The following is a 12,576-nucleotide window of genomic DNA, read 5'->3' as shown; positions in this document are numbered from 1 at the left end:
GGCGGGGGCTACTGTCCCTGCCCGTGACCGAACCTGTTTACGTAACCGAGACGCGGACCGCGTACGACACCGTTGCCGAGTCGTACGCCGAACTGCTGAAGGATTTCCTCGAGTCGAGCACGTGGGACCGGACGATGCTGGGCGCGTTCGCGGAGCTGACCGGCGAGGGGCCGGTGGGCGATCTGGGCTGCGGGCCCGGCCGTCTCACCGGGTACCTCGCGTCGCTGGGCTTGGACGTCTTCGGCGTCGACCTGTCCCCCACGATGGTCGAGGTCGCCCGCCGGACGCATCCGAGCGTGCGCTTCGAGGTCGGCTCGCTCGCTGCTTTGGATGTCGCCGACGGCTCGCTCGCCGGGGCGCTCGCGTGGTATTCGCTGATCCACACGCCGCCCGAGGAGCTTCCGGTGCTGGCCAAGGAACTCGCGCGGGTGCTGCGTCCCGGCGGCTGGCTGCTGACCGCGTTCCAGGTGGGCGACAACCAGCGTCGCCGCATCGAAAACGCCTACGGCCACGACATCGCGGCGGACGCGTACCGGCTGGATCCGGATTTCGTCGCGCAGCTGCTCACTGACGCCGGTTTCGTGGTGGACGCGCGGCTGGTGCGCAAGCCCGGCCCGAGCTACGAGGCGACCGATCAGGCGTACGTGATGGCCCGCAAGGAGGGCTGAGGAACGTCCACTGGGGACAGAAGGGGGCAGGGACTTCTCCCTGTCCCCTTCAACATATAGCGCACCCCGGGGCTTGCGGCAAGGCCCGGGTGGTGCTCCACAATCGTCCGCCGGAGCCACTGCCTGCGGAAATACCGCGGGCGGGAAGCGGCTCCGGTACAGGGGACGCAAAGTTCATGGTGGACGTGATCGTGGTGGGGGCCGGGCCGGCGGGCGTCATGCTGGCCGCGGAGCTGCGGCTGCACGGGGTGCGCGTGGTCGTGCTGGAAAAGGACGCGGAACCGCCGAAGTACGTGCGCGCGCTGGGGATGCACTCGCGCAGCATGGAGGTCCTGGACCAGCGGGGAATGCTGGAGCCGTTCCTCGCCGAGGGGTCGACGCATCCGGCCGGGGGTTTCTTCGCGGGGATCGCGCGGCCCGCGCCGGAACGGCTGGACACGTCGCATCCGTACGTGCTGGGGCTTCCGCAGCCCATCACCGATCGGTTGCTGGCCGAGCACGCGGTCGCGGCGGGCGCGGAGATCCGGCGTGGGTGCGAGGTCGTCGGGCTGAGCCAGGACGACGACGGGGTGAGCGTTTCGCTGGCCGACGGCAGCGAACTTCGGGCGCGCTATCTGGTCGGCTGCGACGGCGGGCGGAGCACGGTGCGCAAGGCGCTCGGCGTCGCGTTCCCGGGCGAGCCCGCGCGTCGCCAAGTGCTGCTGGGCGAGATGGAGGCGACCGCGGATCCCGCCGAAATCACCGCGCGGGTGATGGAGATCCGCAAGACGCAGCTGTGGTTCGGGGTCGGGCCGCTGCGCGACGGGATGTTCCGCGTGGTCGTGCCCGCGGCCGGGGTGGTCGAGGACCGGGAGGAGCGGAGGCCGACGCTGGACGAGGTCAAACAGCAGCTGCGCGAGTACGCCGGAACGGATTTCGGCGTCCACTCCCCTCGCTGGCTCTCGCGGTTCGGGGATGCGACCCGGCAGGCCGAGCACTACCGCGTCGGCCGGGTGCTGCTCGCCGGGGACGCGGCGCACGTGCACCCGCCGCTGGGCGGGCAGGGGCTCAACCTCGGCCTCCAGGACGCGTTCAACCTCGGCTGGAAGCTCGCCGCCGAGGTCAACGGCTGGGCTCCGGAGGGACTGCTCGACACCTACGAGGCCGAACGGCACCCGGTCGCGGACGCGGTGCTGGACAACGTCCGCGCGCAGGCCGTGGTGATGTCGCCCGATCCGGACGGCCGCGCGATGCGGCGGCTGCTGACCGAGCTGATGGCCTTCGAGGAGGTCAACCGGCTGCTGCTGGAGAAGGTCCTCGCGCTCGACATCCGCTACGACTTCGGCGAAGGGCATCCGCTGCTCGGGCGGCGGATGCCGGACCTGGCGCTCAAGCGGGGACGGCTGTACGAGCTGATGCACCAGGGCCGAGGGCTGCTGCTGGACCAGAACGGGCAGCTGTCGGCGGAAGGCTGGGCGGACCGGGTCGACCGCGTCGTGGACGTGAGCGAGGACCTCGACGTGCCCGCCGCGCTGCTGCGTCCGGACGGCCATGTGGTCTGGACCGGCGAGGATCAGCGCGAGTTGGAGAAGCACCTGTTGCAATGGTTCGGCGCGAAGCGATGAGGACGTAGCGGGGCGGGTTTCCCGGCTTCCCTGGGGGTGCCGGGAAACCCGCCGCGGTCACGGATGGACCGGACCGCCCCAGCAGTCCTGTTTGCCCAGCCGCACCGACGTGTTGGTGTAGACGCCGTCGGCGATGCTGTCCTGCATGATCGACCGCTGGTCGGACGGGCGCGGCCACTGGTAGCACCAGTGCTGGGCGAAGTAGCCGCCCGCCGCCTGGATCGGGTCGAAATCGCAGATGCCGTCGGTCTGGATGCAGTAGCGGATGGACCGGACGCCGGCGAAGTCCGGGCGGCCCGCGCCGAACGACACGTATCCGCCGAACGGCGAGGGCAGGCCGGTGCCCGGCGGGAGCGTCGCGCTGATCCCGGTTCCGGCCGGGCCGGGCGGCTGCATCGGGTCGGCGAAGAGCTTGGCGCTGAACTTCGCCTTGTCGACGCCGAGCTGGTCGTCGGCGATGTCGTTGAGGACCAGGTTCGCCACTATCGCGCCCTGGGAGTAGCCGACGACGGTGAACTCGGCGTTCGGGTTCTCGTGGTAGGCGTCCTGGACGACCTGGCGGCCGCGGGCGTGCCCGATCGCGACGCTCTGGTCCATCGGGGTCTGGTCGCAGTTCGGCGCGCCAGCGGCCCCGGCGGGATAGTCGACGACCCGCGCGATGCCGCCCTGCAGCCACTCCGGACGGTAGACCGACGCCTTCCCGTCGCAGGTGCCGCCGATCAGGATGTAGTAGTGCGCGTCGTCGGCGTACGCCGGTGTGGCGCTGGCGAATCCCGCGCCGAGCGTGGCGACGACCGCGCCGATCAGCGCGATCCTCCTGGTTTTCTTCCCCATCGGGTCCCCTCCGCGTCGAATGGTCAGCATGTTGCTGAACGTGTTCGAAAAGCTACGGAGGAGCAATGAAATCCTGCTGACATCATGATCGCCCGCGAGCCGGGGCGTTCGCCGATGCCGCTGGTCAGGCGGTACCGGCGCCGGATCCGAGTCCACCGGATCGAGTGACCCGCCTCAGGCCGGGTTTCTGCGCCGGGCAGCGGGCACGTCGTGCAGGGGCGGACCGGCGACCACGGTGTTGTGGACGGTGCCGATCCCCTCCACGGTCATGCGGACGGTGTCGCCGATGCGCAGCGGCGGCGGTTGCCGGTCGCCGCGCCATCCCCACAGTTCGGCGAGGCAGCCGCTGCCGCAGGTTCCGGAGCCGAGCACGTCCCCGGGCCGGACCCAGGTGCCCCGGCTGGCGTAGGAGATCAGCTCGGCGAACGTCCAGGCCATGTTGGCAAGCGTGTCGCCGCCGATGCGGGTGTCGTTGACGAAAACCTCCATCGCGAGGTCGTACCGGCCGTCGCGGTCGGCCAATTCGTCCGGGGTGACCAGCACCGGGCCGAGGGTGGTGGCGGTGTCCTTGCCCTTGGCCGGTCCGAGTCCGACGCGCATTTCGCGGCTCTGCAGGTCGCGCGCCGACCAGTCGTTGAGGATGGTGAACCCGGCGATGTGGTCCGCGGCCTCGGCGACGGACAGGTTGAAACCCGCCGTGCCGATCACGGCCGCGACTTCGAGTTCGAAGTCCAGCACTTCGCACCCGGGCGGCATCGGGACCGGGGCGCCGGAGCCGATCGCGGCGTGCGGGTTGGTGAAGTAGAAGGCGGGCGCTTCGTACCAGGCGTCCGGGACCTCGCTGGTTCCGGTGATCGCGCGGAGCGAGCCGGCCGTGTGCTGTTCGAAGGTGATGAAGTCGCGGATGCTGGCGACCGGCACCGGGACGGCGACCGATGCGGTTTCGTCCCAGGCCGACCGCTCGCCCGCCGCTCCGGTCTCCCCTGCGGCGAGCACCTCGAAGACGTCCGCGGTCTCGGGCAGCAGATCGATGCGGTCACCGTCGACGACGCCGTAGCGCTGGACGCCGTCGACGAACAAGGAACCCATTCTCATTCCGTCTCCTCGTCGAAGATCGCCACCGCGCGGGTCCAGCCTGCCGACGCCGCGTGGACCTTGACCGGGAAGCAGGCGATCTGGAACCCGGTGGCCGGGAGGCTTTCCAGGTTGTGCAGCTTCTCGAGGTGGCAGTAGCCGATCTCGCGGCCGGCCCGGTGGCCCTCCCAGATGACCGAGGCGTCGCGGTCGCGGGCGTAGCGCTCGGCGGTGAACCGGAACGGGGCGTCCCAGCTCCAGGCGTCGGTTCCGGTCACCCGCACCCCCTGTTCGAGCAAGTGCAGGGTGGCGGCGCGGCCGACTCCGCAGCCGGAATCGACGTAGTCGTCCTGGCCGTAGCGGGCACCGGCGCGGGTGTTGACCACCACGATGTCGAGCGGGCGCAGCCGGTGGCCGATCCGGTCGAGTTCGGCGTCGATGTCGGCGGGCGTGACGACGTGGCCGTCGGGCAGGCTCCGGAAGTCCAGCTTCACTCCCTGCTGGAAGCACCAGTGCAGCGGCACCTCGTCGATCGTCATCGCCCGGCGGCCTCCGTCCATTGTGGACGCGTAGTGGTACGGGGCGTCGAGATGGGTGCCGGTGTGCGTGGTGGCCTCGATCCGCTCGATCGCCCAGCCTTCGCCGTCGGGCAGGTCCGCGGCCGTCGCCCCCGGGAAGAAGCGGAGCAGGTCCGGGACCGACTGCTGATGGTCGACGTAGGTGATCGAGGGCCGGTGCCCGGGCGGGTCGGACGCGATCCCGCCCCGCAGCGGAACCGAAATGTCCACGAGCTGTCGCATGGCGACTCCTTCCGGCCGCTCAGCGCGGGATGACGGGGACGAGCAGATGGGAGGCGTGGTCGCCGCCGAGGTGGATGACGGCGCCGGTCGCCGGGCGGGCGAGATCGGGACGGTCGTGCGTCATGAAGCCGAGGTCGCTGTCGCCGGCGACCAGTTCGAGGCGCAGCCGCTCGCCCGGCGCGAGGGTGATGCTGGTGGGCCAGATCTCGACCTCGAGCAGGGTCGGCTCGCCGGGCGCGAGGGGAATCTCGCGGGAATGGGGGTGCCACGGCCGGTGCGGCAGCGACCGCTCCGGATCGGTCTCGCGGTGGGAAGCCTTGAGCCAGCCCATCGTCATCGGGACCGGACCGCCCTGGGGGCCGACCCCCGGGATCGGCTCGCCGTCCGCGCCGATGTGCTGCACCCGGGCGAAGACGTCGAGGTCGTCCTGCTCGGAGCTGAGCCACAGGCGCAGCGCGACCGGGCCGGTCAGCTCCAGCGGATCGGTCACCGGGGCGGTGTCGAAGCTGGCGGGGTAGGCAACCGTCGCGGCGTCCGCGGGCGGGTCCCAGGCGAGGGTTCCTTCGCCGAGGTGGAGTTCGCGCCACTGCGTCTGCGGGAGCGGGAAGTCCGTGGCGTCTCGCCATTCGACCTCGCGCCCGTGCCGGATCGCCAGCCGCACCGGGGGCACGCCGTCCATCCGGTCGGGCTGGTCTTTGAGGAACCGGTCGAGGAAGCGCAGCTGCAGGTCCAGGGCCCAGTCGGCGTAGTAGGGATCGATGTGGGTGCCGGTGTGCACGACGAGCCACTTGTCCCGCGACGCCGCGCGGGCCCAGCCTTCGATGTTGCCGCGCAGGTGGACATGCAGGGCGCCCCAGTTGCCCGCCGACAGCACCGGCACCGTGACCCGGTCGAGGTCGACGATGCGTGCTTGGTGGTAGTCGTCCAGCACGGGGCGCTGCGGGAGCACCTCGCGCCAGTCGTCGCCGTCCTCGCCATTGCGCTGGGGAGTGATCTGGCGGTCCCACCAGAACTCGACGAACCCGTTGGCGTACAGGCCGCCCTGGTAGATGAAGTCGCGGTAGAAGTCGGTCGCGCCTTCCCAGGCCACGACCGCGGCGAGGTGCGGCGGCTGGAGTTCCGCGACCCGCCAGCCCATCATCGCGAGCCACGAGATTCCGCTGGACGCCACCTTTCCGGTGGACCACGGCTGTCCGGCCGCCCATTCGACGACGTCGTAGAAGTCCTCGGAATCGCCCGGGCTCATCAGGTCCATCCGGCCGGGCGACTTGCCGGTGCCCCGGGTGTCGGCGCGCAGCACCGCATAGCCGCGCGCTGTCCACCACTCGGGATCCGGGGTCTCCCAGACCATGTGCTCGCTCTGCGGCACGCGGTCGTAGAGCGGATAGCGGTCCGGCCAGTGCACGTCCTTGCCGTACGGGCTGATCGACGCCAGCACGGGAAACGCGCCCTCGTCGTCGGGCAGGAACAGGTCGGCCAGGATCGGCGAGCCGGTGCGGGCGGGGACCTCGATGTCCCGTTCGATGCGCATCTCAGTACTCCAGGGGGTGACCGTTAAAGCAAGTCCGCTTGCGTCAAGGAGTATGGCCACTGGCACGCGCTAAAGCAAGCGGACTTGTATTAGAGTGCTGCCCGTGAACGATTCGGACGTCCGACGACGACCCGGCGGACGGGCGGCCCGGGTGCGCGCCGCCGTCATCGACGCGACCAACGAGCTCCTGCAGGACCATGGCCTGACCGGACTGAAGGTGTCCGAGGTGGCGCGGCGCGCGCAGGTCAACGAGACGTCGATCTTCCGGCGGTGGGGCACCCGCGAGAACCTCGTCATCGATGCCCTGCTCGCCGACGCCGCCGAACAGCTTCCGGTGCCCGACAGCGGGAATGTGCGCGACGACCTGATCGCCTACGCCACCTCGCTCGCGAAGTACCTGACCTCGCCCGCTGGCAACGCCCTCGACCGAACCCTGGCCTCAGCCGGCGACGACCCCGCCACCCAGCAGCTGCGCGACCAGTACTGGGACGCCCGCTACGCCCAGTCCGGCCAGATCGCCGCGCGGGCGGTCGAACGCGGAGAACTGCCCGTCGGCACCAGCCCGCGGTTCGTGCTGGAGATGCTCGTCGCGCCGCTGCACTTCAGGATCGTGCTCACCCGCGAGCCGCTCGAACCGGACTTGCCAGCACGCATCGTCGACGCGCTCCTCCACGGGCTCCTCACGTCTGCCTGAGTCAGCGTTGTGGCCCGTACGGTCCAGAACCAGTAGGGTCGGCGCATGGCCCGGCCCCGCGAGTTCGACGAACAACGCGTGCTGCTCGCTGTCCGCGACGAGTTCTGGGACAAGGGCTACGCGGCGACGTCACTGGAGGACCTGCTGCGCGCGAGCGGACTCGGCAAAGGCAGCTTGTACGGGGCGTTCGGAGACAAGCGAAGCCTATTCCTGCGAGTACTGCGCGACTACGACGACGCGAATCTGCTGAAGCTGCGCGAAAATCTGGCGTCCGCGGCGCGCGGGATCGACATGGTGCGCGCGTTTCTGCTCAGCCCGACCGTCGACCCGACCGGAGCGGTCGCGCGTCGAGGTTGCTTGCTGGCCAACAGCAACGCCGAACTGGCCGCGAGCACTCCGGACGTGGCCGCTGAGGCGCGTCGCAGCTACGACGCGATCACGGACATTCTCGCCGAGGCACTGGAACGCGCCCAGCGCGAAGGCGACCTCTCCCCTGACGCCGACCCCGCCGAGACCGCCCGCGCGGTGCTCGTCGCCCAGCTCGGCCTGACCGCGCTCGGGCGTACCGGCATGGACGTCGACGCGCTCACCAAGGCGGCCCAGTCCACTATCGAGCGGCTGCTGCCCGTCCCGGCGCAGTAAGACGGACCGCCGCTCTCGCCTCGGATGCCTGCCTGGCACATCCAGGTCCATGCATGCTCTTCCCGCCTTCATTATTGACCGCTCGGTCCAGATCTGCGACAGTTATGGACCTTACGGTCAATAACCTTGAAGGAGGGCGGCATGGCCGTCTTGGCAGACAAAATCGCCGTGGTCACCGGAGGCAGCACCGGCATCGGGTTCGCGACCGCACGCGCGTTCCGCGACGAGGGCGCCAAGGTCTTCATCACCGGCCGCCGCAAGGACGCGCTCGACGCCGCGGTCGCCGAACTCGGGCCTGCCGTGACGGGCGTGGTCTGTGACGTTTCGGTGCTCGATGAGCTCGACGCGTTGTACCGGACCGTGCGCGAGCAGGCCGGTCGCATCGACGTACTGGTCGCCAACGCAGGCATCGGCATCTCGGCTCCCCTCGGCGAGGTGACGGAGGAGCTGATCGACTCGGTGTTCGCCACCAACGTCAAGGGAACGATCTTCACCCTGCAGCAAGCGCTGCCGCTGCTGAGCCCGAACGCCTCGGTGATCCTCACCGGTTCGACCGCCACCACCCGGCCCAGCCAGGGACTCGAGGTCTACGCGGCATCGAAGGCCGCGATCCGCAACCTCGCCCGAGGCTGGGCTCTCAGCTCGCGCACGCACGGGTTCCGGGTCAACGTCGTGTCCCCTGGCGGCACGCGCACGCCCGGTCTTCTCGAGCTGGTCCCGTCCGAGGCGCTCAGGCAGTCCGAAGGCGCGATACCACTGGGCCGCCTCGCCGAACCCGCGGAGATCGCCGCCGTGACGACGTTCCTTGCCTCCGACGCGTCCAGCTATGTCAACGGCGCCGAGTTCTTTGCCGACGGGGGTTTCGCGCAGGTGTGAGCACCCGCGAGAACATCACCGGGACAGAGCGAGAACTCGGCGCCGGGCAAGGGAAGCAGCGGGCGTCGACCGCTGCCGGAGCCGAACTGCCCGGCCTTGCCGAGTGCGGCAGGAAAGCAGGCTCCGTGCGAGCGCGGGTTTGGTGGGAACTCTGCAAGGCTCGGCGATGAAAGCCAAACCACCGAGCGTTCGAGTGCTGCACGCACGTGGCCGTGCGCGAGCGTTTGTCAGCGGACGCGCGGCGAGAATTCCGCGAAATCGGGCAGCACAAGGCCAAGCCGCCGGTCTTAATGGGTGCTGCGGGTGCCCTCGGCTGTGCGCGTGCGCAGGTCGACGGAAAGACGGCGAGAACTCCGGCAGCGAAAGCCACCGGTCTTGCCGAGCGATGCGAGCACCCCGGCTGCACACGCTCGGCAGAACGGCGGTGTGAACTCGGCGGGATCCGGCGGCGAAAGCCAATCCGCCCGATCCCGCCGAGCGCTGCACGCACCCGGCCGCACACGAGCGCGGTCACCGCACGACCGGGATGAGCTCCGCAACGTCCGGCAGCAGCGACACCCCGCCGCGCACGAGCGCGGATCACCGCACGCGCAGCGTGAACTCTGCATGGCCTGGCGGCGGCACCCCGGGGTGCGCGAGCGCGGATCACCGCACGCGCGGCGTGAACTCCGCGAGATCCGGCAGCGGCGGCACCTCCCGGGCATACATGTCCGCCGCCAGGACTCCGGTGGTGACCCGGGTGGCGGTGCGGCGGCCGAGTTCGTCGAGGATTTCCTGTTCGGTCCGGCCACGGGCGAGCAGGAGCAGGAACGGGTCCGCGTCGAGCAGCCACGCGACCTGGAACGACAGGGCGGCGGCGTGCCGGCACGGGAGTTCCCAGCCGGGGCAGTCGCAGTCCGGGTCGAGGTCGCCGATGCCGGGCAGCAGCGGGACGACCTCGGCCAGTTCCGGCGGCAGGTGCCGGTCGAGCAGCGCGGCGAGGTGGCCGGAGTGGTCGGCGGCGCGGTCGAGCAGCAGCTCCCAGTCCGTTGTGGACAGTTCGGCCAGGTGCACGCCGGTGCGGTACGGGCCGTCGTCGGCGTCCTCGGTGGTCGCGGTGATCAGGCCGGGGCTGACCGTGATCGGGCCGACCAGGCCCGCCGCGGCGTAGCTCCGGCCTTTCTTCAGCTGCCGCAGGTCGAGCGCGGTGTCCTCCATCGCCTGCAGCCACGCGCGGCCCCACCAGGTGCGGGCGAACGGGCCGCGGCCGGGGCGGGCGGGGAACGCGGGGAATCCGCGGACCCGGTCGGTCATCGCTGCCTCCGGAGGGTGACGAGCTCGGCCAGTTCGGCGTCGGTGAGTTCGGTGAGCGCGGCCTCGCCCGAGGCGAGCACCGCGTCGGCGAGCGCGCGTTTCTCCCGCAGCATCACCGCGATCCGGTCTTCGACCGTGCCTTCCGCGACCAAACGGTGGACCTGCACCGGCCGCGTCTGCCCGATCCGGTACGCGCGGTCGGTCGCCTGGTCCTCGACCGCCGGGTTCCACCACCGGTCGTAGTGCACGACGTGGTCGGCCCGCGTGAGGGTGAGCCCGGTGCCCGCGGCCTTGAGCGACAACAGGAACACCGGCACGTCGCCGTTCTGGAAACCGCGGACGAGCTCCTCGCGCCGCGCGACCGGGGTGCCGCCGTGCAGCAGCTGCGAGGGGACGCCGCGCGCGGCGAGGTGCCGTTCGAGCAGCCGCGCCATCACGACGTACTGGGTGAACACCAGCACCGCGCCGTCCTCGGCGAGGATGGTGTCGAGCAGTTCGTCGAGCAGCTCGAGCTTGCCGGACCGCCCGGCGAGCGGGCTGTCGTCGGGCTCGCCGAGGAACTGCGCGGGGTGGTTGCAGATCTGCTTGAGCGCGGTGAGCAGCTTGACCACGCGGCCGCGGCGGGCCATGCCGTCGCTCGCGGAGATGTCCGCCATCAGCTCGCGCACGGTCGCCTCGTACAACGCGGCCTGCTCCGCGGTGAGCGACACCGGCCGGTCGGTCTCGGTCTTGGCGGGCAACTCGGGCGCGATGCCCGGGTCGGATTTGCGGCGGCGCAACAGGAACGGCCGCAGCAGCCGCGACAGCTGCTCGGCGACCGCCGGATCGGCCCCGGATTCGACCGGCTTCCCCCAGCGCCTGCGGAAATCGGCGAGCGGGCCGAGCAGTCCGGGCGTGGTCCAGTCGAGGATCGCCCACAGTTCGGTGAGAGTGTTCTCCACTGGCGTGCCGGTGAGCGCGACCTTCGCCGAGGAAGGCAGCAGCCGCAACGCTTTCGCCGTGTCGGAACGGTGGTTCTTCACGTGCTGGGCCTCGTCGGCGACCAGCAGATCCCAGCTCACCCCGGCCAGCGGCGCGGGATCGGTGCGCAGCGTGCCGTAGGTGGTGAGGACGAACCCGCCGCCGAGATCCTCCAGCGACCGCGCCGTGCCGTGGAACCGGCGCACCGGCGTCCCGGGCGCGAACCGGCGGATCTCGGTTTCCCACGTGCCCAGCAGCGAAGCCGGGCACACGACCAGCGTCGGACCGGCGCCGCGGTGCAGGTGCAGGTGCAGGGCGATGAGCGTGACGGTTTTGCCGAGCCCCATGTCGTCGGCGAGACAGCAGCCGAGGCCTAGGCCGGTGACGGTGTCGAGCCACTGCAAGCCGCGCAGCTGATAGTCGCGCAGGGTCGCGGCCAGCCCGGCTGGCTGCGGCACCGGCGCCGGGTCGGCCGACAGCCGCTCGCGCAGCTCCTCCAGCCAGCCGTCGGTGCGGACCTCCACCTGCTCGCCGTCGACCTCGGTGCGCCCGGTGAGCGCGACGCCCAGCGCCTCGATCGCGGTGAGCGGTTTGAGCGTGCGGTCCCGGGCGCGGTCTGCGGTCGTGCGGTCCAGCAGCACCCACCGGTCCCGCAGCCGGACGACCGGACGCTGGGCCTCGGCGAGCGCGTCGAGTTCCGCGACGCTCAGCTCGCTGTCGCCGAGCGCGAGCTGCCAGTCGAACTGCAGCACCCGGTCGCCGCCGAAGAACGACCGCGCGTCCGACGGCGCGTCGCCCGGCCGGACGACCGCTCGCGCGGCCAGCCCGGTGAGCTCCGCGGGCCAGTGCACCGCCAGCTCCGCGGCGTCGAGCGCGCCCGCGAGCAGTTCGGCGATCTCGCGGTCTCCCAGCGCGACCGACGACGGAACCGCCGCCGACAGCAGCGGAGCCAGCGCGGGCCACACCTCGGCTCCGTGCCGCAAGGCCAGCAGGACCTCGTGCCGCGCCTCCTGGCTGCCGGTGCGCCACAGTTCTTCCGCGTCCACCAGCGGTTCGGTCCCGCCGTGCACCTGGACGACCGCGCGGAACCGGCCGCCCGCCAGGTCGTCGGACTCGATTCGCAGCGACACCCGCAGCGCGGGCTCCACTCCGGCGACGTCGCCGAGGAACCGCATCAGCAGGGGATACGGCTCCGGCAGCCGCGCCGGGTCGCCCGGGATCGGCGTCGCGTGCGCGTGCGGCGGCATCGCGTCGGCGAGCCGGCGCAGCCACGCTTCCTCGTCGGGGTCGAGCGCCCCGGTCCACCCGGCCGACGCGAGCCGTTCCGCGGCCTCGGCGGCCAGCGCCCAGAACCTCGCCGACGGACCGGCCAGCGTCCGCAGCACCGGCACCGCGTCCGCGGTCGGCAACCGCAGCGCGGGCACCGTGCGCACCCCGTCCGGCAGCACGACCTCGACGGTCCCGGGCGCCCCGGGACCGTCCGGCTCCGCGCCGTCCGGTCTCCAGAACACGACCCGGCCCGGCTCCACCACTACTGAATTCAGCGCTCCGCCCTCCCCTGGCTGGCCTCTCCGGGATAGTCTACCGGAAAACTCTGTAC

Annotated in this window: 11 protein-coding genes; 5 read left to right on the top strand and 6 right to left on the bottom strand. The window is 71.2% G+C overall.

The genetic code is table 11. The annotated features are described in order from the left end of the window. Positions 1–23: 23 nt before the first annotated feature. Both PUT80_RS02265 and rox read left to right on the top strand, forming a co-directional pair. A complete protein-coding gene (locus PUT80_RS02265) occupies positions 24–668 on the top strand; it encodes a methyltransferase domain-containing protein (RefSeq protein WP_275290916.1) in 645 nt (214 codons plus the stop codon). A gap of 176 nt (positions 669–844) precedes the next feature. Next, positions 845–2,272, top strand: coding sequence for a rifampin monooxygenase (gene rox, locus PUT80_RS02260; protein WP_275290915.1), 1,428 nt, complete (start codon positions 845–847; stop codon positions 2,270–2,272). A gap of 57 nt (positions 2,273–2,329) precedes the next feature. Here rox and PUT80_RS02255 read toward each other — a convergent pair whose 3' ends face one another. The 4 genes from PUT80_RS02255 to PUT80_RS02240 all read right to left on the bottom strand — a co-directional run bounded on the left by PUT80_RS02255 (position 2,330) and on the right by PUT80_RS02240 (position 6,511). Further along, entirely contained in the window at positions 2,330–3,106 is a 777-nt protein-coding gene (locus tag PUT80_RS02255) for a PE-PPE domain-containing protein (RefSeq protein ID WP_275290914.1), read from the bottom strand. A 174-nt stretch (positions 3,107–3,280) separates the two neighbouring features. Beyond that, positions 3,281–4,201, bottom strand: coding sequence for a fumarylacetoacetate hydrolase family protein (locus PUT80_RS02250; protein WP_275290913.1), 921 nt, complete (start codon positions 4,199–4,201; stop codon positions 3,281–3,283). Next, a complete protein-coding gene (locus PUT80_RS02245; RefSeq protein WP_275290912.1) occupies positions 4,198–4,980 on the bottom strand; it encodes a cyclase family protein in 783 nt (260 codons plus the stop codon). The genes PUT80_RS02250 and PUT80_RS02245 overlap by 4 nt, the downstream gene beginning before the upstream one ends. A gap of 19 nt (positions 4,981–4,999) precedes the next feature. Beyond that, positions 5,000–6,511, bottom strand: coding sequence for a CocE/NonD family hydrolase (locus PUT80_RS02240; RefSeq protein ID WP_275290911.1), 1,512 nt, complete (start codon positions 6,509–6,511; stop codon positions 5,000–5,002). A gap of 103 nt (positions 6,512–6,614) precedes the next feature. Between PUT80_RS02240 and PUT80_RS02235 the strand changes: the two genes are divergently transcribed. The 3 genes from PUT80_RS02235 (at position 6,615) to PUT80_RS02225 (ending at position 8,723) form a co-directional block, all read left to right on the top strand. Further along, complete coding sequence (locus tag PUT80_RS02235; protein WP_238606396.1) at positions 6,615–7,205, top strand: TetR/AcrR family transcriptional regulator; 591 nt, start codon at positions 6,615–6,617, stop codon at positions 7,203–7,205. Positions 7,206–7,250: 45 nt separating this feature from the next. After that, positions 7,251–7,847, top strand: a complete 597-nt coding sequence (locus PUT80_RS02230) for a TetR/AcrR family transcriptional regulator (RefSeq protein ID WP_238606395.1) — start codon at positions 7,251–7,253, stop codon at positions 7,845–7,847. A gap of 141 nt (positions 7,848–7,988) precedes the next feature. Further along, on the top strand, positions 7,989–8,723 hold the full coding sequence (locus PUT80_RS02225) for an SDR family oxidoreductase (RefSeq protein ID WP_275290910.1): 735 nt from the start codon (positions 7,989–7,991) through the stop codon (positions 8,721–8,723). 645 nt (positions 8,724–9,368) lie between these two features. On the opposite strand, the gene PUT80_RS02220 is transcribed toward PUT80_RS02225, so the two are convergent. Both PUT80_RS02220 and PUT80_RS02215 read right to left on the bottom strand, forming a co-directional pair. After that, positions 9,369–10,016 (bottom strand): SWIM zinc finger family protein, encoded by a 648-nt coding sequence (locus tag PUT80_RS02220; protein ID WP_037806151.1) that lies wholly within the window; start codon positions 10,014–10,016, stop codon positions 9,369–9,371. After that, positions 10,013–12,487, bottom strand: a complete 2,475-nt coding sequence (locus PUT80_RS02215) for a DEAD/DEAH box helicase (protein ID WP_275290909.1) — start codon at positions 12,485–12,487, stop codon at positions 10,013–10,015. The genes PUT80_RS02220 and PUT80_RS02215 overlap by 4 nt, the downstream gene beginning before the upstream one ends. Between the last annotated feature and the right edge of the window lie 89 nt (positions 12,488–12,576).

It is taken from the genome of Amycolatopsis sp. La24, from assembly GCF_029087445.1.
GTDB classification, from domain to species: domain Bacteria; phylum Actinomycetota; class Actinomycetes; order Mycobacteriales; family Pseudonocardiaceae; genus Amycolatopsis; species Amycolatopsis nivea.
The sequence above is the reverse complement of the archived record's forward strand: the minus strand, read 5'-3'. Positions and strand labels throughout refer to the sequence as shown.

What these genes read in the sequence shown, in the direction of transcription:
- PUT80_RS02225 (WP_275290910.1), top strand. Translation starts at nt 7,989, where the DNA reads ATGGCCGTCTTGGCAGACAAAATCGCCGTGGTCACCGGAGGCAGCACC.
- PUT80_RS02220 (WP_037806151.1), bottom strand. Translation starts at nt 10,016, where the DNA reads ATGACCGACCGGGTCCGCGGATTCCCCGCGTTCCCCGCCCGCCCCGGC.
- PUT80_RS02240 (WP_275290911.1), bottom strand. Translation starts at nt 6,511, where the DNA reads ATGCGCATCGAACGGGACATCGAGGTCCCCGCCCGCACCGGCTCGCCG.
- PUT80_RS02245 (WP_275290912.1), bottom strand. Translation starts at nt 4,980, where the DNA reads ATGCGACAGCTCGTGGACATTTCGGTTCCGCTGCGGGGCGGGATCGCG.
- PUT80_RS02250 (WP_275290913.1), bottom strand. Translation starts at nt 4,201, where the DNA reads ATGAGAATGGGTTCCTTGTTCGTCGACGGCGTCCAGCGCTACGGCGTC.
- PUT80_RS02230 (WP_238606395.1), top strand. Translation starts at nt 7,251, where the DNA reads ATGGCCCGGCCCCGCGAGTTCGACGAACAACGCGTGCTGCTCGCTGTC.
- PUT80_RS02255 (WP_275290914.1), bottom strand. Translation starts at nt 3,106, where the DNA reads ATGGGGAAGAAAACCAGGAGGATCGCGCTGATCGGCGCGGTCGTCGCC.
- rox (WP_275290915.1), top strand. Translation starts at nt 845, where the DNA reads ATGGTGGACGTGATCGTGGTGGGGGCCGGGCCGGCGGGCGTCATGCTG.